Origin of the sequence: Muribaculum sp. NM65_B17, assembly GCF_004793735.1 — a bacterium.
GTDB classification, from domain to species: Bacteria; Bacteroidota; Bacteroidia; order Bacteroidales; family Muribaculaceae; genus Muribaculum; species Muribaculum gordoncarteri.
The window spans coordinates 1-23,535 of record NZ_SRYY01000003.1 but is presented as its reverse complement, the minus strand read 5'-3'; the positions used below and the strand labels follow the sequence as shown (position 1 = coordinate 23,535).

Annotated in this window: 15 protein-coding genes; 14 read left to right on the top strand and 1 reads right to left on the bottom strand. The window is 54.6% G+C overall.

Annotation, left to right across the window (positions count from 1 at the left end; genetic code table 11):
• Positions 1–10 precede the first annotated feature (10 nt).
• Both E5354_RS04735 and E5354_RS04730 read left to right on the top strand, forming a co-directional pair.
• Positions 11–1,795, top strand: coding sequence for a RagB/SusD family nutrient uptake outer membrane protein (locus E5354_RS04735; RefSeq protein WP_135946622.1), 1,785 nt, complete (start codon positions 11–13; stop codon positions 1,793–1,795).
• 39 nt (positions 1,796–1,834) lie between these two features.
• On the top strand, positions 1,835–3,745 hold the full coding sequence (locus E5354_RS04730; RefSeq protein WP_123395440.1) for an arabinan endo-1,5-alpha-L-arabinosidase: 1,911 nt from the start codon (positions 1,835–1,837) through the stop codon (positions 3,743–3,745).
• A 118-nt stretch (positions 3,746–3,863) separates the two neighbouring features.
• Here the strand turns inward: E5354_RS04730 and E5354_RS04725 are convergent, their stop codons facing one another.
• Positions 3,864–5,156: an O-acetylhomoserine aminocarboxypropyltransferase/cysteine synthase family protein gene (locus E5354_RS04725; protein ID WP_135946621.1), complete on the bottom strand. Its 1,293-nt coding sequence runs from the start codon at positions 5,154–5,156 to the stop codon at positions 3,864–3,866.
• Between the two features lie 166 nt (positions 5,157–5,322).
• Between E5354_RS04725 and E5354_RS04720 the strand changes: the two genes are divergently transcribed.
• The 12 genes from E5354_RS04720 (at position 5,323) to E5354_RS04665 (ending at position 23,384) form a co-directional block, all read left to right on the top strand.
• Entirely contained in the window at positions 5,323–5,793 is a 471-nt protein-coding gene (locus tag E5354_RS04720; protein WP_135946620.1) for an Lrp/AsnC family transcriptional regulator, read from the top strand.
• A gap of 126 nt (positions 5,794–5,919) precedes the next feature.
• Complete coding sequence (locus E5354_RS04715; protein WP_135946619.1) at positions 5,920–6,360, top strand: YtxH domain-containing protein; 441 nt, start codon at positions 5,920–5,922, stop codon at positions 6,358–6,360.
• Between the two features lie 122 nt (positions 6,361–6,482).
• Entirely contained in the window at positions 6,483–7,214 is a 732-nt protein-coding gene (locus tag E5354_RS04710) for a hypothetical protein (RefSeq protein WP_135946618.1), read from the top strand.
• Positions 7,215–7,337: 123 nt separating this feature from the next.
• Positions 7,338–9,347: an alpha-L-arabinofuranosidase C-terminal domain-containing protein gene (locus E5354_RS04705; protein ID WP_135946617.1), complete on the top strand. Its 2,010-nt coding sequence runs from the start codon at positions 7,338–7,340 to the stop codon at positions 9,345–9,347.
• A gap of 1,041 nt (positions 9,348–10,388) precedes the next feature.
• Entirely contained in the window at positions 10,389–13,649 is a 3,261-nt protein-coding gene (locus E5354_RS04700; RefSeq protein ID WP_135946616.1) for a SusC/RagA family TonB-linked outer membrane protein, read from the top strand.
• A 48-nt stretch (positions 13,650–13,697) separates the two neighbouring features.
• Positions 13,698–15,716, top strand: coding sequence for a RagB/SusD family nutrient uptake outer membrane protein (locus E5354_RS04695; protein ID WP_135946615.1), 2,019 nt, complete (start codon positions 13,698–13,700; stop codon positions 15,714–15,716).
• A gap of 413 nt (positions 15,717–16,129) precedes the next feature.
• Entirely contained in the window at positions 16,130–18,583 is a 2,454-nt protein-coding gene (locus E5354_RS04690) for a hypothetical protein (protein ID WP_135946614.1), read from the top strand.
• A complete protein-coding gene (locus E5354_RS04685) occupies positions 18,561–20,468 on the top strand; it encodes a hypothetical protein (protein WP_168353825.1) in 1,908 nt (635 codons plus the stop codon). The genes E5354_RS04690 and E5354_RS04685 overlap by 23 nt, the downstream gene beginning before the upstream one ends.
• Positions 20,469–20,687: 219 nt before the next feature.
• Complete coding sequence (locus E5354_RS04680) at positions 20,688–20,918, top strand: ferredoxin family protein (protein ID WP_123395432.1); 231 nt, start codon at positions 20,688–20,690, stop codon at positions 20,916–20,918.
• A gap of 32 nt (positions 20,919–20,950) precedes the next feature.
• Complete coding sequence (locus tag E5354_RS04675) at positions 20,951–22,045, top strand: 3-methyl-2-oxobutanoate dehydrogenase subunit VorB (RefSeq protein WP_135946612.1); 1,095 nt, start codon at positions 20,951–20,953, stop codon at positions 22,043–22,045.
• A gap of 29 nt (positions 22,046–22,074) precedes the next feature.
• Positions 22,075–22,845: a thiamine pyrophosphate-dependent enzyme gene (locus E5354_RS04670; RefSeq protein ID WP_135946611.1), complete on the top strand. Its 771-nt coding sequence runs from the start codon at positions 22,075–22,077 to the stop codon at positions 22,843–22,845.
• Positions 22,842–23,384 carry a 2-oxoacid:acceptor oxidoreductase family protein gene (locus E5354_RS04665; protein WP_123395429.1) on the top strand — a complete coding sequence of 181 codons (543 nt, stop codon included), beginning with the start codon at positions 22,842–22,844 and terminating at the stop codon, positions 23,382–23,384. The genes E5354_RS04670 and E5354_RS04665 overlap by 4 nt, the downstream gene beginning before the upstream one ends.
• The last annotated feature ends 151 nt before the right edge of the window (positions 23,385–23,535 follow it).

Sequence of the window (23,535 nt, the reverse complement as noted above, 5' to 3'; positions counted from 1 at the left end):
TACAGAACTTATGAAATTCAATAAAATAGCATTATACGTAGCTGCGGTGCTCTCCTTCGGGGGGGCATCATGCAGCGACTACCTCGATAAGGAGGTTGACCTCACCCTGCAGGCCGATAACGTGTTCTCCGACTTCGATCGCACACGCGGATTCCTTGCAAAGATGTATGACAATTGCTTGCCCGACGCTTTCCGTGGTTATAGCGACACTCAGTTCCGCCTCTCGGGCGACTGTATGACCGACAACGCTGTCGACTACTGGGGTGTGGCTCGCTACCACTCGGTTATGGCCGATGCTTACGATGCCACCAACCACTGGTTTGCCAACGACTATTGGACTTCGCGTTATGCAGCCATCCGCTCATGCAACCAGTTCCTCACCAACGCTCGTCCCGACGTTATCGGTAACGCCGAGAAGCCCGGCGACGACAACCGCCTCTACGACCGTATGATTGCCGAGGCTCACATGCTCCGCGCCATCATGCACTTCGACCTAATCTGCTGGTTTGGCGACACTCCCATGGTGACCGACGACGAAAACGGCGCTCCCATCATCCTCACTCCCTCATCGGTGATTCCCGAGCGTATGCCCGCTGCCGATGCTTTGAAGTGGATTGCCGACGAGTGCGACAAGTACAAGGATGCTCTTCCCTTCCGCTATGCAAGCGAAAATGAAAACTGGGGTCGTGTAAACGGTGCTGCCGCTTACGCACTCAAGGCTCGTGCGCTCCTCTATCGCGCATCGCCCCTCCACAACCCCGGCAACGATCAGGCCCGCTGGACCGAGGCAGCTAACGCAGCTCTCGACTTCATCAACGCCAACAATCGTCAGAGCAACCCCTACCGCCTCTACACCACTCCCGACAACGATCCGTCGAAGAACTACTATCAGTGCTTCACCACCAATCCCTCTCACAACAACGAGTACATCCTGAGCCGTTCGACCTGGAACACTCTCAATCTCGTGTTCTTCAACGCTCCCTGCGGATTCACCGGAGCAATCAGCGCAACCGGATATCTCAATCCCACCCAGAACCTCGTTGACGCTTACGAAACCGCCAACGGACTCCCCATCGATCAGGATCCCTCCTACGACGAGCAGAATCCCTACGTTAACCGTGACCCCCGTCTTACCCAGACGATCATCCACCACGGCATGACCTGGGGTGTGGGCAGCGAGGCCCGTCCCGTCGATGTTAACAACGACGACGGCCGTGTAGGTGCCGACTACGCTCGTGGTAACGGCGGTACCGCCACCGGTTACTACTCGATGAAGTACACTCACAACATTCCTTGGGACGGTACAGTTAACTCCGTTCAGGTGGCTTGCCCCATCTTCCGTTACGCCGAGATTCTGCTTAACGCCGCCGAGGCTCTCAACGAAGCCGGTCGCACAAGCGAAGCCTACGACTACGTTGACCAGGTGCGTGCCCGCGTAAACATGCCCTCGCTCCGCTCTCGCGGACTCGACCAGTCGGCTCTCCGTGAGCGCATCCGCAACGAGCGCCGCATCGAGCTCTGCTTCGAGGATCACCGATTCTTCGACGAGCGTCGCTGGAAGCTCTTCGACGAGAACCGCAACGCAGCTGCCGAGGCATCGCTTCCCCGCTACCGTCAGGTGTTCACTCTCTACGGTGTTGAAGTGCGCGAAAACACCAACACTACCTTCAACTACGGCACAAGCCGCGTCGATGGTCGCCGCACATTCAACAGTCCCAAGAACTACTTCTTCCCCATCCCCTACGATGAAGTGCGCAAGGCAGGTATCGTACAGAACCCCGGTTGGGAACTTTAATAATGTTAGCTTTAACACACTAATACTTTCAAGAACAAAATGAAACTAACCAAAATATTGCTATATAGCACATTGTCAGCAGTCGCCCTGTTCATGGGCGCCTGCAACGACGATGACGATGTAGTATTTGTCGATGGCGAGAACGTGGCCGTGGCAATGCCCGAAGCTACCGAGGTAGGAGCCACCTACATTGCTCTAAGCACCAACTTCGACACTCGCGCCAATGCTGTCTACACCAACGCAGGCTACTGCTACAGCCTGAAGCCCAACCCCACCATCTACGGTACGGTAATCAAGGGCGAAGTCAACGACAACGTTGTCACTGCAACTCTCATGGATCTCGTGCCCAACACTACCTACTACGTGAAGGCCTTCGTGAGCGAATACAAAGGTCACGCCGTCTACTCTCAGGAATTTGAAGTAACCACTGCCGAAGGCACTATGGACGAGCAGCTCGCTGCCTATCGCGGCCCTCAGCACCCCGACTACTATGTCGACCTCTCCGGTTGGGACCAGCGCGACAAGTGGAACCTCGCCAACGTTCACGACCCCAGCGTTGTGAAAGCCGACGACGGTTACTACTACATGTATCAGACCGACGCTTCCTACGGTAACGCACACGTTGCAGGCGGACACTTCCACGCTCGCCGCTCCAAGGATCTCATCAACTGGGAATACCTCGGCGGTACAATGTCGGAACTCCCCGGATGGGTAATCCCCAAGCTCAACGAGATTCGTGAGGCTATGGGACTCCCCGCAGTTACTCCCGATGTGAACGACTTCGGCTACTGGGCTCCCGTGGTGCGCCGCGTCAACAACGGCCTCTACCGCATGTACTACTCTATCGTGTGCCCCGGCACCCTTAATGGCGACAACTCTTGGGGCGAACGCTCGTTCATCGGTATGATGGAGAACAGCGATCCCGCCAACAACGACGGTTGGGTCGACAAAGGATATGTAATTACCAACGCTTCCGACAAGGGCCTCAACTTCAACATCGCCCCCAACGACTGGGCCAACTGCTACTACAAGTGGAACGCCATCGACCCGTCCTACATCATCGCCGACAACGGTGAGCACTGGCTCATCTACGGTTCTTGGAACTCGGGTATCGCAGCAGTGCAGGTTGATGCCGCTACCGGAATGCCCTTAAACGCACTCGGCAACCCCTGGGGTGACGACGATGCCGCGATCGCCAACTACGGTCAACTCATCGCAACCCGCCAGATGGGCAACCGCTGGCAGGCTTCCGAAGGTCCCGAAATCATCTATCGCGACGGCTACTACTACCTCTTCCTCGCTTACGACGCTCTCGATGTTGCCTATAACACTCGTGTCGTTCGCTCTACTTCAATCACAGGTCCCTACGTAGGCATCGACGGAACCGATGTCACCAATACCGGTGGCGATGCACTCCCCGTAGTAACCCATCCCTACAAGTTCAGCAACAGCAACGGCTGGGTAGGTATCGCCCACTGCGCTGTGTTCGATGACGGAAACGGCAACTGGTACTACGCTTCTCAGGGCCGACTCCCCGCAGGTGTCAACGGCAATGAGTTCAGCAACGCTCTCATGACTGGTCACGTGCGCAAGATTCGCTGGACCAACGACGGCTGGCCCCTCGTGATGCCCGAGCGTTACGGTGCAGTGCCCGATGTTCCCATCACCACCGAGGAACTTCTCGGAACTTGGGAGCACATCGACCTCAGCTACGCCTACGGTACTCAGAAGGAAGCCGCTCCCATGGTGCTGACCGCCGACCACAAGGTTGCTTCTGGGCCCTGGGAAGGCAGCGACTGGGAATACGATGCCGAGAATCAGATTCTCACAATCAACGGCGTGGAGCTATACATCCAGCGCGAGTGTGATTGGGAATCCGAGGAGAGAAAAGCCACAATCGTATATGCCGGTGTTACCGCCGACAAAACTTATTGGGGTAAAAAATCATAATAATCAATAGATACAATTTTTCTCCACTTTTAAAATCGTTTCAATTGAAAGAAAGCGTCGAGCCGCGGAGGCCCGGCGCTTTCGCCGTATAATAGATATTCAAGCTGTCAATGTCGTGTCACACCTGCTCGAGTGCCTGAGCTATGTCGGCTATCAGATCGTCGGCATGCTCCGTCCCTATCGACACCCTCACTGTGCCGGGGGTTATTCCCTGCTCGGCGAGCTGCTCCTCGTTGAGCTGCGAATGTGTCGTCGATGCCGGATGTATTACAAGGCTCTTGGCATCGGCCACATTGGCAAGCAGCGAGAATATCTCCAGTGAGTCGATGAAGCGGTGAGCCGCCTCCTTTCCGCCGTCGAGTTCAAATGTGAATATCGAGCCTCCTCCCTCGGGAAAATACCTTTTGTAAAGCTCATGGTCGGGATGTCCGGCAAGCATCGGGTGATTGACACGCTTCACCTTGGGATGTGAGGCAAGATACTCCACCACCTTGCGCGCATTTTCACTGTGACGCTCGACTCTCAGCGACAATGTTTCCACACCTTGCAGCAACAGGAAAGCATTAAAGGGGCTTATCGTAGCGCCGGTGTCACGCAACAGCACCGCACGCACACGCGTCACGAAGGCTGCCGCTCCGGCCGCATCGATGAAGCGCACACCGTGATACGACGGCTCGGGCTCGGTAAGCTGCGGGAACTTGCCCGAAGCCTTCCAGTCAAATCGTCCCGAATCGACAATCACGCCTCCCAGCGATGTACCGTGACCGCCCAAGAATTTGGTTGCCGAGTGAACCACTATGTCGGCGCCGAGCTCGATTGGCCTCACAAGATAGGGTGTGGCAAATGTGTTGTCGACAATAAGCGGGATGCCGTTACGGTGAGCCGCCTCAGCTACGGCCTCTATGTCGATGATGTTGGAATTCGGATTTCCGAGCGTTTCTATGAATATCGCCTTGGTGGCGGGAGTTATCGCCTTCTCGAAGTTGCCGACATCGCTCGGATCGACAAATGTCGTCGTCACCCCGTAGGAGGGCAGTGTGTGGTCGAGAAGATTGTAACTGCCTCCGTAGATTGTCTTGGCCGCTACGATGTGGTCGCCGCTGCGCGTTATGTTGAGCAGCGCGTAGGTTATTGCGGCGGCTCCGCTTGCCACAGCCAGTGCGGCAACACCGCCTTCAAGTGCAGCGATGCGCTTTTCAAGTACCTCCTGGGTGCTGTTGGTGAGCCGGCCGTAGATGTTGCCTGCGTCCTGAAGGGCAAACCTCGCCTCGGCCTGCGCCGAATTTTCAAATACGTAGGATGTCGTCTGATATATCGGTACTGCGCGTGCTCCTGTTGAAGAATCGGGTGTTTCCTGTCCCACATGAAGCTGAAGAGTTTCAAAGTGTAGTCTGTTTCTGTCTAAAGCCATTGTTGTATCAATTTTTAGTTATTGTTTATGCTGCAAATTTACATGCGGCCGATTTTTTATTCAATAAAACCGCATTACTTTGGAATAAATGACTAATTTTGACCTCAAAACATTGAAATATGTTTCCTATGCCGCCCCGTCGGCCCGAAAAACAGAATAAATCATCATGACACCCACCGAATCCATCGACAATGTCGACCTCGACATCCTTCGTGCATTGCAAAGTGACGCACGACTCACCGTGCGACAGATAGCCATGCGTGTTCACCGCTCTCCCACCCCGGTATTCGAGCGGCTCCGTCGCCTTGAGTCGCAAGGCTACATACGCCGTTATGTCACAGTCCTTGATGCCGACAAGCTCGGACAGGGATTTGTCGTGTTCTGTCAGGTGAAGCTGCGTCACATCAACCGCGACATTGCCAACGACTTCATGTCACGCATCATGGCAATGCCCGAGGTCACCGAGTGCTACAACGTGTCGGGAGCCTGCGACTATCTGCTCAAAATTTACGCACCCTCCATGAGCGACTATCGTGACTTCCTCCTCAACAAGCTTGGCGCCATCGAGTCGCTTGGCTCGGTGGAGTCGATCTTCGTCATGTCGGAGGTGAAACACAACTACTCAATACCCATTTAGACCCCGCACCCCAATATTTGAACCGGCTCTAAATGAATGTGCATCTAAGTTAACAATTGCTATAAGCATCAACTTTGCCATAATCCGATGTGTTTACATAGCTGAAACTCTTAAAAACTCTCGATTATGGAACTGAATAAGGAAAACCTTTCAAAGCAGGCCGCTGAAATATCAAAAAACGCGGCCCATGTAAGTGTCGATGCGGCAAAGGTGAGTGCCGAAGCCGCTGCTGAAGCAACAAAGGATGCCGCCGCAGGCATCAAGGACGCTGCCGCCGACAAAATCAATGACGCAAAAGACGCTGCTGCCGATAAGATAAACGATATTAAGGGCGCTGCCGCCGACAAGCTGGGCGACCTCAAGGATCAGGCTTCCGACAAGCTGGGCGACCTCAAGGACAAAGCCGCCGACCTAACATCGCAGGCTTCCGACAAGCTGGGCGACCTCAAGGACCAGGTAGCTGAAAAGAGCGGAAACATTCTCGACCATGTGAAGGACATTGCCGCCAACGCACTCGACTCCACAGCCAACGCCGCCCACTCCCTTGCCGACAAGCTCAAAAACTAAATTTACCACTCCAAGTTCTAAAACAACACAACGCTGTGTCATTAATTAATGGCACAGCGTTTTTCATCTACGGCCTCGTCGCTTTTTTATGCAATAAACTTCCTGTTTAATTTGTTATAGTAATGATGGATGCTGTAAAGATATGGGGCAAGACCCTACGAGCCGCCATGCGGCTGAACGTGGTGAAAGTGTCACGAGCCGAGTTCCTTGAGAAAGAGCTCGGACACTACTGTGCGCCCGCGACAATCGAGAAAATAATCTCCAGCGAAGAAAAAACCTACAACCTCATCCCCATCGAAACCCTCGATCACGTAGCCGCCGGCTGCATCAACTACCAGACTACCGTTGCCTGCTCTATTGCCGCCGTTGCCGGAGTGCCCGGCGGACTCGGACTCGCACTGGCCATTCCCGCCGATCTCGCGCAATTCTACGGCAACATACTCGCCCTGAGCCAGAAGCTGATGTACATCTACGGTTGGCCCGACATCCGTGACAAAAAAGGTGAAATCGACGACGCGACCCTCCAGGTGCTCACGCTATTCGTAGGCGTAGCCATGGGCTGCAAGGAAGCCGGCAAGGCCATCAACGCAATCCTCGCCAAACTATCCGACCAGCTCATCCGCAACATCCCCGAAAAACTCGTCACCCACAGCGCATTCTACTCCGTCGTACGGCAAGTCGCATCATGGATAGGCATAAAAATATCAAAGGAAAGCCTCGCCAAAGGCATCGGCAAAGCACTTCCCCTAATCGGCGCACCCATCAACGCCGGCATGACCTACTACACATTCAAGCCCATGGCCAACCGCCTCAAGAAGCACCTCCGCTCCCAAGCATTAACGAATATTGGATAACTTGGTCTAAAACTTTGTTAAAAACGCCTTCATTTTCACATAATCCTTAAAATCTCGGGATTTTTAGCTAAATTTGATAACATATTTAATAAATTACCATTAACTTAACCATATCATTACACAATGAACATCAAACATCTTTCAATGGGAGCCCTGGCTGTAGCCTTATCCGTGGCAGCTTCGGCACAAAAGCCCATGACAGCCCCTCAAGGCGGCAAGCCGATCAGCGACGAACTGATTGGTATCTTCTTTGAGGACATCAGCTACTCAGCCGATGGCGGCTTGAACGCCAACCTGGTTCAGAACGGCTCTTTCGAGTACAGCCCAATGGTTCGCGACGGATGGGGACCCGGCACCTCTTGGCGCTTCCTCCGTCCCGGTCACTCAGCCGGTTACATCGTTGACGGTCATCAGAATCCCATCCATGCCAACAATCCCACCTATATGCGCATCTATGCCGAGCGCATCGGTCACTACGAGGATTACGACGGATGGACCGGAGTAGGCCTGATGAACAACGGCTTCAACGGCATGAACGTGAAGGCCGGTGAAAAGTACGACTTCAGCATCTTCATGCGCAATGTCAGCGGCAAGGCAAAGCCCGTGCGCATCGTATTGGCAACCCCCGGCCGCAAGCCCAAGGTACTCGCCGAAACCACCATCAATGTATATGACAAGGAGTGGCAGAAGTACACTGCCGTACTCACTCCCTCGGAGAACTGCCCCGATGCCGACCTGCAGATACTCATGCTTGAGAAAGGTGAATTGGACATCGACATGGTAAGCCTCGTACCCCAAGACACTTACCACGGACATGGCATACGCAAGGATTTGGCCGAAGCTTTGGAAGGCCTGAATCCCCGCTTCATGCGATTCCCCGGCGGTTGTGTGGTTCATGGCGGTGGCGATGGATTCTGGGACACCTATCGTTGGAAGACCACAGTCGGCCCCAAGGAAACCCGCAAGTCACTCAAGAACACTTGGGGCTACAACCAGAGCATGGACATCGGCTACTTCGAGTATTTCCAGCTATGTGAGGACATGGGCATGCAGCCCCTTCCCATTCTGCCGTGCGGTGTAAGCTGTCAGGGCGTAAACGGTGGCTGGGGCATGAAGAACCAGGCTCAGGAAGTAGTTGCTATGGAGGATATGGACGAGTGGGTACAGGATGCCCTTGACCTCATCGAGTGGGCCAACGGCGATGTCGACACCAAGTGGGGTGCCGTACGTGCCGCTGCAGGCCATCCCGAGCCCTTCAACCTGAAGTATCTCGGCATCGGTAACGAAGAAAAGATCACCCCCGAATTTGCCGAGCGCTTCAAGTATATGTACAACAAGATAATGGAGAAGCACCCCGAAATTGTAATCGTGGGTACTGCCGGCCCCGGCTCACATCCCGGAAATCCCGACTACGAGAACTCTTGGAAGCTGGCTGAAGAAATCGGCCTTCCCATCATCGACGAGCACTATTACGACCCCCGTCAGCAGTACATCGATTCCCGCCAGTACGACAGCGACTTCTACAAGGACAAGAAGTGCAAGGTATATCTCGGCGAATACAGCGTGAAGGACCACAGTCACGGCGAGAAGAACCAGTGGGGCGACGCACTTGCCGAGGCCATCTACCTGATGCATGTCGAGCGCAACGCCGACAAGGTGGTGATGACCTCCTACGCGCCTCTGTTTGCCTACAAGCACAACACCAACTGGAACCCCAACCTGATTTACTTCGACAACGAACGCCCCTTCCTCACCTGCAGCTACTACGTACAGCAGATGTTCGGACAGTCGAGCGGTCAGTACTTCTACGGCGACTGCGTGAAGTTTGCCGATGGCGACGACGAGTTCAAGAACCATCTCCTGGGACAGTCGGTAATTCTGAATGTCAACAAGCGCGAGCTCTATGTCAAGTTGGCCAACATGACCGATGCGCCCAAGTCGGTAAATATCGACCTGTCACGCTTCTCAGTTAAGCCCAATGCCGTAAAGACAATCCTGAGCGGCAGCCTGGACGACGAGAACAACTACGACAAGCGCCCCGTCAGCCCTGTAAAGGAAGATGTGAAGGTAAGCAAGAAAATGACCGTGGAAGTTCCCGCCCACAGCCTCATAATGTACACCATCAAGCTGTAACACCCCAACCAACCCATAACGAAGCGGGATGCGCCTCGGCGCATCCCGCTTCTTGTATATACCCTTAATCCACAGCACATTACACTCCCTCGCACAACAAGTCGCATCATTGATAGGCACAAAAATATCAAATAAACGCATCCCTAAAAGCATAAGCAAAGCCATTCCCCTAATCGGCCACCCATCAACACATCCATAAACCCACTACACCTTCAAGCCCATTCTCAACCACCTCAAAAAACACCTCCGCTCCTAATACTCCTTAATTTTATGAGTTTCGACTTCTCTGCACCAATCCACCCTCCAATACAGATATGCAACCCGCAAATGCCCCGCTTTCGCCCCGCGCAGCGCAGGGCGCGCTCCACCCGCAAATCCCCGCAACCCTGCATTATGCCACCAGGCATTCCTTGCACTTAACCACGGGTTGACCACAGACCCACCCGTAGAAAGGACTCCCGTAGGCCCACCCGTGGAAAGGCCGCATAGTCGCCCAAATTCAAAAATAGATAATGTATAGAAATCGCGCTAATCAGGTTGCGCTCGACGCCATAGTATATGCGTCATTATTAGGGATAAACGATACGTTAAGCTTATCTTACTTTTTACAATAAGTCCCCTCTGTCATGTTTTAATATAAACAGATAAAAATCTCTTACCAAGAGATACTTTAGCCCATCACATGGCTATATTCCAATAGATTAAGGATATACAAAATCAACAATTTGATAAAACAATATTAAAATCGAAAAAATTATTTATATTTTTTTTGGTGAAAATGTATTGTTTTCAAAAAGAATAACTATCTTTGCGGCAGATTTAAGTATCTCTTGGTAAGAGATGCAAAAATTGATTTGACAATATTTAAGAGTTAACAGGCAATCGGAACTATCCGAAACAGGTTTTCGACAAGCTTTTTAAACGCTCTTGTCGTGTAAGGAAACGTACTATGAATACTATTTCTAAGGTGAAAAAGATTGTAAAGGGGATTGTAAAATTTACAAGAAGCATTTAGTTAAATATAGTAATTATTAATTGCCAATGAAAAAACATCGATTCATTACGTGGCTGACATTCCTTCTCTTTGGAATTGTAAGCCTTAGTGCGCAACAGTACTCTCTAAAGGGAGAAGTGCTGGACGAACTTGGGGACCCTCTGATAGGTGCTACCGTGAAAGTCAAGAGTGATCCTAACAATGGTGTTATGACCGACATCAATGGTCAGTTTGCCTTAAATGTGTCAAAAGGCGATGTCCTGCAGGTATCCTACATCGGATATGTTACTGTCGAACTGCCTATTACTGACCAAAACAACATCAAGATAGAGATGAAAGAGGACTCTCAGATTCTCGACGAGGTCGTTGTAGTTGGTTATGGTACAATGCGTAAGAAGGACCTTACAGGTTCTGTTGTGCAAATCAATCCTGAAAAAATTGCCGACACCAATCCCGGTTCAGTGCAAGACCTGCTGAGAGGTACTGCCGGTCTGCAGATTGGTTACGACGCATCGGCCAAGGGTCAGAGCGCTTCCATCCAGTTGCGCGGACAGAACTCCCTCGGTACCAATGCAAGCCCTATGATTGTCCTCGACGGTATGGCATTCTACGGTGAGCTTTCTGAAATCAATCCCGACGACATCGCGCAGATCGATGTCCTCAAGGATGCCTCTTCAGCCGCCATCTATGGTGCCAAGGCTGCCGCCGGTGTAATCATCATCACCACCAAGAAAGGTAAGGAAGGAAAGCCCGTGATCAACGTGAGCGCCAACCTCGCCGTAAACACCAAGTCGGCCTATCGCGACTTCTTCGACCGCACAAACTGGGAAACCTACCGTGAGGACTGGTACAAGATGTACTACACCTACGGAATCGGCGAAGACGGCCTCTACGGCTACTACAATGCACGCGACACCAAGGCCGAAGGCAAGCCCATCCTATATCCCAAAGGCTACTTCGACAATCCCTCTCGCCTGAGCGATGCCGAGCAATCGGCTTGGATGACCAATATCGGCGCAGCCGGTTTCGGTGCTGCTGCAGGTGAATCGGCACTGGAACTCTACGCCCGCCGTATGTCTATGGACAACGCGCCCTTGATGATGTCCAACTTCCTCGCTGGCAACTACTACGACTGGAACGACGCCGTGTTCCGCACCGGTCTTAACCAGGACTACAATGCAAGCATCTCGGGTGCTTCGGAGCGCGTCAACTACTACATGTCTATCGGTTACATGAAAAATGAAGGTGTTGTACGTGGTAACGACTACGACGCTTTCCGTGCAAGCTTGAAGTTGCACTCCCAGGTTACCGACTGGCTCGAAGTAGGAGCACAGGTTAACTTCCAGAACCGTTCCGACGGCGACATGCAGGTATCGCTCGGCTCCAACTACTGGGACGCCAACATGCTCCGCAACTCTCCCTACGCAGGCATGTACACCGAGGACGGTAGCTACAACCAGTATCCTATGACAGGTTTTGCTGCCAACGGTGCCGGTTACAACTACTTCTTCGACAATCAGTACTACGACCTCGACCGCGGTTACACCGTGTTGAACTCAATCTTCAACGTGAAGGTCAACCTTCCCCTTGGATTCTCCTATCAGTTCAACATCACCCCGCGCATGCAGTGGTATCACGACTACTACCACATGTCGGCCGACCTCCCCGGAGCATCGCCTGCCGACCGAGGTGTCAACCGAAGCAACTCCAAGAACTTCGACTGGAACCTCAACAACACCCTTATCTGGGACCGCACAATCGCCGACATCCACCGCTTTACTGTGACACTCGTTCAGGAAGCTGAGGACCACAAGTACTGGAGCGACAACATCTACGCCCGCAACATCACCCCCACCGATGTGCTCGGATTCCACTACACTGCCGGCGGCAACAAGGAACAAAGCTCCTTCAGCACCTACGACAGCCACTACACCGCAGCATCTTATCTCGGTCGCGTATTCTACAGCTACGACAACCGCTACATGATCACCGGTACATTCCGTCGCGACGGTTACTCGGGATTCGGTGCCAACCATCCTTGGGGTAACTTCGGTTCGGTTGGTCTTGGTTGGAACTTCTCCGAGGAAAAATTCATGGAGAATACCCGCGACTGGCTCGACAATGCCAAGCTGCGCCTCTCTTGGGGTACCAACGGTAACCGCGAGTTTGGCGATGTCTACAAGACCCTTGCCAACCTTACTCTCGGAAGCCCCATGGCCTACCTCGACAAGAGCGGAAAGCCCGTCATCGTCAACACCCTTTCTATGAGCCGACTCGGTGCTCCCGACCTCGTTTGGGAAAAGACTCACGCCTACAATGTCGGTCTTGACTTCTCGATTCTGAACTACCGACTCACCGGTAGCCTCGACTTCTACCACAAGATTACCAAGGACATGATCATGTCGCAGCGTCTGCCCTCGTTCACCGGATTCAGCTCTATCGCTGCCAACCTCGGTGAAGTGCAGAACACCGGTTTTGAGTTCTCGCTCAACTCGACCAACATCAAGAACCGCGACTTCGTGTGGAACACCTCTGTAGGCTTCTCCTACAACAAGAACCGCATCAAGCACCTCTACTACGACTACGACGAGAACGGTGTTGAGCGCGACGACACTTCCAACGGCTGGTACATCAACCATCCTATCGGTGAAATCTGGTACTACGAAACCGACGGCGTTTGGCAGAACACTCCCGAGGACATCGCTGCCGCCGCACTCGTAGGTCAGGTACCCGGTGATATCAAGGTTAAGAACAACTACACCGACGACGACAAGATCCTCGACGACGGAACCCGCATCCCCGTTTACAACGACAACGATAAGGTTTACCTCGGCACTACCGCTCCTCCCATCTACTGGAACATGCGCAACGAGTTCACCCTCTGGAACGACCTCACAATCTCCTTCTCGCTCTACTCCTACATGGGCCACAAAAGCCTTGCCGGATACTGGCTCAACAGCGACAACGGAGGTTCGGTTGTCACCAACGGTTTCAACGTGCCCGCCAAGAAGTACTGGACTCCCGACAACCCCACCAACGACTACGGTCGTCTTGAGGCAAAGGGTCCCAACACCGGTCTTTCAGGAGGCGTAAGCAAGCTCTACAACCGCAACTTCGTTCGTCTTGACAACATAACTGTCGGTTACACAATTCCTCAGAAGTGGACTCGCCAGTGGGCTATCGAGAAACTCCGCATCACCGCAAGCTGCAACAACGTTTGCACTATCTCAGGATGGGAGTATGGCGACCCCGAAACAGGCGGCCTTGCAACCCGTAAGTTCAACTTCGGCCTTAACATCACACTTTAATCCCGACTACAGTAACTTAGATAAACATTTTATCAATAAAGCAACAACATGAAATTCATAAACAACAACATAATCAAGTGCTTGGCCGGTGTCGCCTCATTGACTGCGCTTGCCGGTTGCTCCGACTCATTCCTGGAGCAGGACCCCCTGTCGTTCTATGAGCCCACGACAACCTACAACACCGAGGCCGGACTTAAGTCGGCGCTCGCCCGCTGCGACTTGTCCTACAAGGAAATGCTCATGGACGGTAACGGCAACATGCTCCCCATCGCATCCACCTATTTCATGTCTGATATAGGCCTGTATGCCAAGACCGATGCCGGCGGCGGTATAATGGACGATATCGCCAACAAGATTACACCCACCTCCGGTATGGCAACTCACGGCGACTCCAACTCAATGATTGGATTCTACAACCGCTCTTGCGACGGTATCAAGTATGCCAACACCGTGTTGACCTATATCGACGGTGTAACATCGCTCGACGAGGTAACCCGCGACGCCTACAAGGGCCGCGCCTACTTCCACCGCGCCTACAAGTACTATCACATGGTGCTCCTCTTTGGCGACATACCCTTGATTACCAAGATCATCCAGGTGCCCAAGCAGAACTACAAGTCGACCAGCAAGCAGGCCATCTTCGAGATGCTTGTTCACGACCTCGAGTTTGCTGTTAAGCATGTGCCCTCGATGAAGGATATGCCCAACTATGGCGAAGTAAACCAGGAAGCATGTATGCAGCTTCTCATTAAGTGCTACCTCACGGTAGGTGAATACGCCAAGGCCGAAGCCATGGCAACCGACCTCATCGAGAACCACGGACTCGCCCTCATGGAGCAGCCCTTCGGTACATTCGTGCCCTCAGGCAACCCCAACACTTGGGAAGTATCGCGTAACGTAGTTTGGGACCTCCATCGCGGTGAAAACGTGGCAATACCCGCCAACACCGAAACCATCCTCCCCATCCTCAACTTCAACGCTCAGAACTTCACCTACTACCCCACAATGCGTGCCACCGAAGTACACTGGTCCAACGGCGACATCCTCGACCCCCACGGACTCGGTTCGCCCACCTACAACTTCGCACGCAACCGCTCCGAGTATGACGACAATCTCGACTGGCTCCGCGTACTCGGCCGTGGCATCGGTTGCTTCCGCACATCCAAGTACTACAACCGCGAGTTGTGGATGTACGACGGCGAGCTCGACGAGCAGGACCTCCGTCACAACCGTCAGATGGGTAACTGGGTTGAAATGACCGACATCCGCTACAACCGTCCCAACTCCGACTTCAAGGGCGAGAACATGCGCCTCTATGCCGATGAGGACTACTACAACGACAAGGGCGAGCTCGTTGTCGCTGCAGGTCAGCTCCTTTGCAAGGACACAATCCGCAGCTGGTATCCCATTCCCTTGTATAAGATCTATGTCCTCGACCAGAGCGCATCAGGCAACATGGGAGCCGACCAGTTCAACGGTGCCACCAAAGGTGCCAACTGCTCTAATGGCAACATGTACCTCTTCCGCCTTGCCGAAACCTACCTCCTCCGCGCCGAAGCACGCTTCTATCAGGGCAACGCCTCAGGAGCAGCTCAGGATGTAAACAAGGTGCGCGCACGCGCCAACGCCAAGAAGATGTTCACCACCGTAACTATAGGCGACATCCTCGACGAACGCGCTCGCGAGCTATACCTCGAAGAGTGGCGCCAGCCCGAAATGACCCGCATCTCATGGTGTCTTGCACGCAGCGGACAGCCCGACGAATGGGGCGAAACCTACGACCTCAACACTTGGGACAAGCAGAGCGGCACCGACCTCTCGGGAGGTAGCTACTGGTTCAAGCGCTGCACTCGCTACAGCCTCTTCAACCATGGTCAGATTGTGTCAAAGGTAATCCTCAACTACCAGCTCGACAAGCGCAACCTCTTCTGGCCCGTTCCCAACTCCGTGATCACTGCCAACTTCGGAGCGCCCCTCCGTCAGAACTACGGTTACGACGGATACGACGAATCAGTTGAAATGTGGACCAACTGGGAAGACGCAGTCGCCGACGAAGACGTAGTCTAAACACTCACTCTCCCACACCCTACCGGCGGGGACGGCCAATCGGCCGCCCCCGCCTCCTTTTTCCCACCCTCTCAAATCCCCGCAACCTCGCCAACCCATGCTTTCACCCCTCCCGCAAATGCCCACGCTTTCGCCCCGCGCAGCGCAGGGCGCACACCCACCGGCAAATCCCCGCGTTAGCGCAAAAGCTGCAGAGCAGCTTAATAATGTTATACCCGTGCTGCGGCCGCCTAACGGCGGCCGCAGCACGGGTATAAGATGCACAAAAAAAGAGGGCTGCGTTAACTGCCCAATAAAACGCTCCATCCTATAACACCCAATTTAGACCAAACCATCGCTTCGCGACATTATGGGGTGAAATCCGCACTTCCCTGATATTATATTTGCAGAAAAAATTTTTAATCCGTAAAACTATGAAAGACTCCTGTCTAACCATTCCGGCCAAGCTCTCAGCTTTCGCCGACCCCGACAACTCCGTGATTAACCTCCGCGAAAACAACGGAATCCTCAATCCCGTAGGCATGCCCTCGACCGTCGTCGAGCTCCCCGGGTCGTTGCTCACCTCATTTAGACACGACGACGGCACCGAAACCCTCTTCATCGTTGATGGACTTGCACTTTCGGCTGTCCGTGGAGGCCGTGTGACCAAAATCGCCACACTCCCTTCGGTGCCTGACTGTGCCGTTGTCGACGGCCCCATGTTGATTGTCATGACCCATGAAGGCCCTTGGAGAGCCTGTTACGACATGATTTCGGAGCAGTGGCGCGAATTGGGATTGAATCCCGATTTCCCTGCCGTAGGAATCGAAATAGCCAATGAACGTGAGTTCCGTGAAACCTCGGGATTTCTCGATTTTGACGACGAATACTCGCCGGCCGGCATGACTATGCAGCCCGGCGACAGTCGCATGCTCAACCGTCTGCTCATGGAGTCCTACGACCGTTTGAGCAATTCGGCTCTCTCACAGGACTACTACGTGCATCCCGTCCTCGCTGCCTATCGCATAATCGGCGACGATGGTGCCGTGTTGTATCGATCCACCCCGGTTCTCGTTTCGCCACGAGGCTTTGAAATCGTGAAGCCGCTTAACGCAAGGCTCTACACAAGCGGCGGCAACATGTCGATGAGCAGCGGGGTTGACATTTCACTCACCGGTTTCCGACTTGCATTGCGTTCGCCCGCCGTTGTTGATTCGCCGTGGGCCGACAAGGCTGTTGCTCTCGAACTGCTCGTCACTCCACCGCTCGACCCTGTGCGCCGCTCCGAGTCGGCCCGTGTTTCACTTGGCTCTCCCGACGGCTCGATTCGTCCCTTTTCAGTCAGGATGCCTCTCGTCGGCGAATATCCCTCGATGGTTCAGCGTGCTTTTGAACGCTTTGACCTGATTGCCAAGGTGGCCGCCCGCTATACCAATCCATTCAAGGGCGGAATAGCCCCCGAGGGCGGCACTCTTGTTCCTCTCCCTTGGTCCTACAAATACAATGTGCCCTACGATGGCCGCTCGGTGCAGATTGCTCTTGCCGTAAAGTCCATTCCCGAAACTCCTCCCTTTGAGCTATCGCTTCCTCACACATTTACGGCCGGTTCCGCCGCACTTGTGGGCGACATGGCGGTATGGGGTGACATAACCCCCGTTCACGCCTTGCCCTCGGGAGCCGACCTGCTTGCCGCATCGACCACGGGCGGTGTGGGATGGAATGCGGTGACTCGTGTCACGATAACCTCACGCGACGGTCGCAAGGAGATTATTTCGCGCTCCTCGGGTGGCGATGACAACGCACCCGCTTCGCTATGGCCTGTGATGGCCTATCCCCACCCCGATGCAACGAAGATGGAGGTTCGCATCACCCGCACCGACGGCATCGTGTTTACCCGCACTTTCATGCTTGCTCCCGGCCCTGACGGCACGGTGGCCTGTTCATCGGCTGTCGACTGTACCCCCGTTGCGGTTGAGGACAACTCCACGGCTCACGAAGTCATATCGCCCGTAATGGAGCGTGTCAGCTCGCGCCGTCCCGGATTGATTGTTGCCGCTTCGGCCTCCTCTCCGCTTGCTCCGCTGTCGCAGCTTCCCGTGTCGCAGGGCGCTGTTACGGCTCTTACCGCCGCCTCAGGGTCGTCGAGTGCATGGGATTTCGCTCGCCGTCATCTCTACGCATTCACCTCGTCGGGAATATATGCCGTGGCGGTGAACTCCTCTATGTCGCTCGCCTCGGCCCACATCATCGACAGCCGGTGTGTGATGTCGCGCGACTGTGTGGCTTTTTCACCCGAGGGAGTATATGCCGTGGCCTCAGGCGACCTGCTGAAAGTCACCGGTTCGCGGGCCCAAACCGTTGTGCGCTCTTGCGGCGGCGATGCCGTGGCCTGGAGCGTGTCGCGTGGCGAGTTGTGGCATGTCGCGGCCGACGGCACCGTCAGCATCATGAATCCGCGTTCGTTGTGGTATGTGCGCAAGGGAGTCGTTCCGCAGTCGATGCTTTCGTCGGGCAGTCGCCTTTATCTTACCACCGGCACTGCATTGCTCGATGCCTCGGTCGAGAGTGTCGGCGAGGTCGATGTGGCGTTGCGTTCGCGTGTCGAGCTGCCTGAGCCGTATGCATTGCGTCACTGTTCACGGCTGTCGTGTGTCATGTCGGCCGGTCGTGGCAAGTTGAACGTAAAGCTGTCGGGCGACAATGGATCGGGACATCCCCACAACCTTTTGTCGGTCGATTTTGAAGCCCCTGTGTGGAATGTCGTCACTCGCCGCATTCTCGGGCCGGCGCGCCGTTTCCTCACTGTAAGCTTAGAGGGTAGCGTTGACCCCGGTGCTTTGGTTGCCCGTTTTTTAGTGGATTTCAATGATGGGAAACGTAAATATTGACGAAATCCTGCGCGAGAACGTGCGTCGCAACCGCAGTCGCGTTGTCGATTACGACCCGATTAGAGGTGTCGGTTGCCTCGGCGTGCGCAGTGAAGTTGACAGTCCCGACTCTCATTTGCCGGAACTGGTGCCTGAGGCCATGCTCGACGACCGCTGCTACATTGCCGCGTCGGGCGATGCCGTGGGATGGGTGAAACTGCGCTCGCTCTACGACTTTGAGTATTGGGCTGCCAAGTGCGTCAAGATTAAGGACAAGCTCACGGGGCGCGATGTGCCATTCGTGCTTAATCGTCCGCAGCGTCGCGTGCTTGGGGTGCTCGAAGAGCAGCGCCTTGCCGGTCGACCGTTGAGGCTGATTATGCTCAAGGCACGTCAGTGGGGCGGATCCACGCTTGTGCAGATGTATATGGCATGGATTCAATGTACACAGTGCCGCAACTGGCACTCGCTCATCTGCGCCCATGTCAAGGACACTGCCGCATCCATCAGGGGCATGTACACCAAGATGCTTGCCTGCTATCCGCAGGACTATTGGGCCGAAGAGTCGCCTCCGCAGTTCCGGCCCTACGAGCGGTCGATCAACACCCGTGTCATCTCGGGGCGTGACTGCCGTGTCACCGTTGGATCAAGCGAGGGACAGGAGGCCGTGCGCGGTTCCGACTACGCGATGGCTCATCTCAGCGAGGTGGCTTTCTGGCCCGATACCGCCATGCGTTCGCCCGAGGGGTTCATCCGTGCCGTGTGCGGAGGCATAGCGCGTGCTCCGCTCACCCTCATCGTACTTGAAAGCACGGCCAACGGTGTGGGCAACTATTTCCATGCCGAGTGGCTGCGCTCGGTGCGCGGCGAGAGCGACAAGGCCGCCGTGTTTGTGCCGTGGACCGAAATCGACATCTACGCCGACGAGGTGCGTGATGCCGCTGCGCTGTGGGAGGCGATGGACGACTACGAGCGCAAGCTGTGGGACGACGGATGCACGCTGGAGCAGATTCAGTGGTATCACGACAAGCGCCGTGAGTACCCGTCGCGCGAACTGATGGCCGCCGAGTATCCTTTAGACGATGTGGAGGCATTTGCCAACACCGGCTACGGTGTGTTTGGCATCGACCTTGTGAGCCGTCTGCGCGAGCGATGCCTGCCGCCCGTGGCCGTGGGCGATGTGACAGCTCTCTCGCTCAAAGGATTCGATGCGCTGGAGGGTGTGCGCTTTGTCGCCGACTCACGCGGGCCGCTCAAGGTGTGGCATTTCCCCGACAACGGGATGTCGCGTTGGAACAACCGATATGTCGTGGCGGTTGACATCGGAGGCCGCTCGGCTGCAAGCGACTTCTCGGTCATCGCCGTGATCGACCGCATGGGTGCGTCGGGCAAGCCGGAGATTGCCGCACAGTGGCGCGGACACATCGACCACGACCTGCTCACATGGCGTGCCGCATCAATAGCGCAGTGGTATGACTCGGCCCTGTTGGTGATTGAGAGCAACACTCTTGAAACCGAAAACACCGACGGCGAGCACTCGCTCTACATGTTGTCGGAGCTGAATCATGTCTACCCCAATCTCTACCGTCGTCCGCTGCTCGACAGCGTGCGAGGCGGCGAGGAGCTTCGCGTGGGATTTCACACCAACCGCTCGACCAAGAGCATCGTCATAAATCATCTCATAGGTGTGGTGCGCGACGATGCCTATGTGGAGCGCGATGTCGATGCGTGTGACGAACTGGCCGTCTACGAGTGCCGGCAGTCGGGACGATTCGCGGCGAAGCCAGGCCACCATGACGACATCCTCATGACTCGTGCCATAGGGCTTTATGTGGCGTCGGGAATGCCCGAGCCGGTACCGCGCCGTCGCAGTTCATTTCCGGGACATTATGTCAGAATTATTTGATATAGCACTCCCTTTTATTGCAAATTGTTGGTCTGTCGACCGTTATACTGCTACTTTTTTCACAATGATGCTTTAAATCGGTGTAATTTATAATGTCACAGGCCTTTATGGCACATTTTTCCATATAATGTGCCATAGGTTAAGGTTTTGTTAAAATTTGCTAAGCAATGGAATAAATTCTTATATTTGCTGACGCATTTTCAACTAAATCATACATATATGGCAAAAGTTCAAGGGGCGGTGGTAATAAATGAGGAGCGTTGCAAGGGCTGCAACCTGTGCGTCATGGCCTGTCCTGCCGATGTTTTGGCTCTCCAGTCAAAGGAAGTAAACAACCGTGGTTATCATTTTGCCTACATGGCCAACGAGCAAGCCTGTATAGGATGCTCGAGCTGTGCAGTTGTCTGTCCCGACGGGTGCATCGAGGTGTACCGTGTGGTTACAAAATAAAATAGATGACCAATCGTGGTATCATATAAATTATGAAAGAAGATATAAAATTGATGAAAGGCAATGAGGCTATAGCCCATGCCGCAATTAGATACGGAGCCGACGGTTACTTCGGCTATCCCATTACGCCGCAGAGCGAAATCCTTGAAACCCTCGAGGAGCTGATGCCCTGGGAGTCAACCGGCATGGTTGTGCTTCAGGCCGAGAGCGAAATCGCGGCCATCAACATGGTGTATGGCGGTGCCGCCTGTGGCAAGGCCGTTTTCACCTCATCCTCTTCGCCCGGCGTAAGCCTGAAGCAGGAGGGTATAAGCTATATAGCCGCCGGCGAGCTGCCCGCACTCATCATCAACGTGATGCGCGGCGGCCCGGGACTCGGCACCATACAGCCTTCGCAAGCCGACTATTTCCAGGCTACCAAGGGCGGCGGCCACGGCGACTACAAGCTCATAACTCTTGCCCCTTCATCGGTGCAGGAGATGGCCGATTTCGTGGGACTCGGATTTGACCTGGCGTTCAAGTACAGGACTCCCTCAATCATTCTTGCCGACGGAATCGTGGGCCAGATGATGGAGAAGGTGGTGCTGCCTCCGCAGCGCAAGCGCCGCACCGACGCCGAGATAGCCGAGCAGTGTCCCTGGGCGGTGACCGGCAAGCCGTCGACCCGCTCGCGCAACGTGATGACAACCCTCGAGCTCGACCCTGCCGTGATGGAGGAGATCAACAACCGTCTGCAGGCCAAGTACCGCATAATCGAGGAGAACGAAGTACGCTTCCAAAGCTACGACACCGACGATGCCGATTACCTGATTGTGGCCTTCGGCTCAATCGCCCGCATCTGTCAGAAGTGTGTCGAGGAAGCCCGCGCACAAGGAGTGAAGATAGGACTGCTTCGCCCGATAACGCTGTGGCCGTTCCCCACCGATGAGATCAAGCGGCTTGCTTCGCGCGTCAAGGGAATCCTCGTGGTGGAGATAAACGCCGGCCAGATGATAGAGGATGTGCGCCTCGCATGCCACGACTCGGTGCCCGTGTACCACTACGGCCGTCTTGGCGGCATCGTTCCCAATCCGCAGGAGGTTGTCGACGCGTTCTTCAACTATTTTCCCGAGGCCAATAAACAATAGTCAATAATGCTGTTACCGACTAAACGACAATGGATATCAAAGATATAATCAAACCTGAGAACAAGGTCTACACCAAGCCTCGCCTGCTCAACGACAACCACATGCACTACTGCCCCGGATGCAGCCACGGCGTTGTGCACAAGCTGATTGCCGAGATTGTGGATGAGATGGGCCTTGAGGACAAGACGATAGGAATCGCACCGGTGGGATGCGCCGTGTTTGCTTACAATTATGTCGACATCGACTGGATCGAGGCCGCCCACGGCCGCGCTCCGGCAATTGCGACTGCCGTTAAGCGACTGTCGCCCGACCGCATGGTTTTTACCTATCAGGGCGACGGCGATCTCGCCGCAATAGGAACCTGCGAGTCGATTCACGCTGCCAACCGAGGCGAAAACATCACGATCATATTCATCAACAACGGCATATACGGCATGACGGGCGGTCAGATGGCGCCCACCACGCTTGAGGGTATGAAGACATCGACCACCCCCTACGGCCGCCGCGTTGACCTTAACGGCTATCCGCTGAAGATAGGCCCCATATTCGCCATGCTGGAGGGTACATGCTATGTCACCCGCCAGTCGGTGCACACCCCGGCCAATGTGCGCAAGACCAAGGCCGCGCTGAAGCAGGCGTTCCGCAACTCGATGGAGGGCCTCGGCACCTCGGTGGTGGAGATTGTGAGCACATGCAGCTCGGGATGGAAGATGACTCCTCACGAAGCCAATGTGTGGATGGAAGAAAACATGTTTGCCCACTACCCGCTGGGCGACCTTAAAAACACAGTGAAGAAATGAAGGAAGAGATAATCATAGCCGGATTTGGCGGACAGGGTGTGCTGTCGATGGGCAAGATACTTGCCTACGCCGCTTTAATGAACGACCTTGAGGTGAGCTGGATGCCGGCCTACGGCCCGGAACAACGCGGCGGTACGGCCAATGTGACCGTGATACTCAGCGACACTCCCATAAGCTCGCCCGTGCTCGACAGCTACGACATAGCCGTGGTGCTTAACCAGCAGAGCCTCGACAAGTTTGAGCCTAAGGTGAAGCCCGGCGGACTGCTGATATATGACTCCTACGGCATACACCGCGCACCCCAACGCGGCGACATCACCGTACACGAGATAAAGGCGATGGACGCGACATTTGACATGGGCAACAGCAAGGCCTACAACATGGTGGTGCTTGGCGCACTACTCGGCATACGCGACCTTGTGCCTCTCGACGCCGTGATGCGCGGATTGAAGAAGACGCTTCCCGAGCGTCATCATCACCTGCTGTCGATGAATGAGGAGGCTATACAGCTTGGCATGACGCTTGTCAACGAAAAATAAACCCGAAAAGGATGAAATAAAGGTCAAGCCTTACATAAACGCAAAGCAGCGGATTCCGGCACCCCCGGAAGTCCGCTGCTTTTGCTTAAGATAGCTGCTCAGGGGAGCAGACGCTGCAGCAGGGTTGTGCCGTCGGGAGAATAGGGAATGA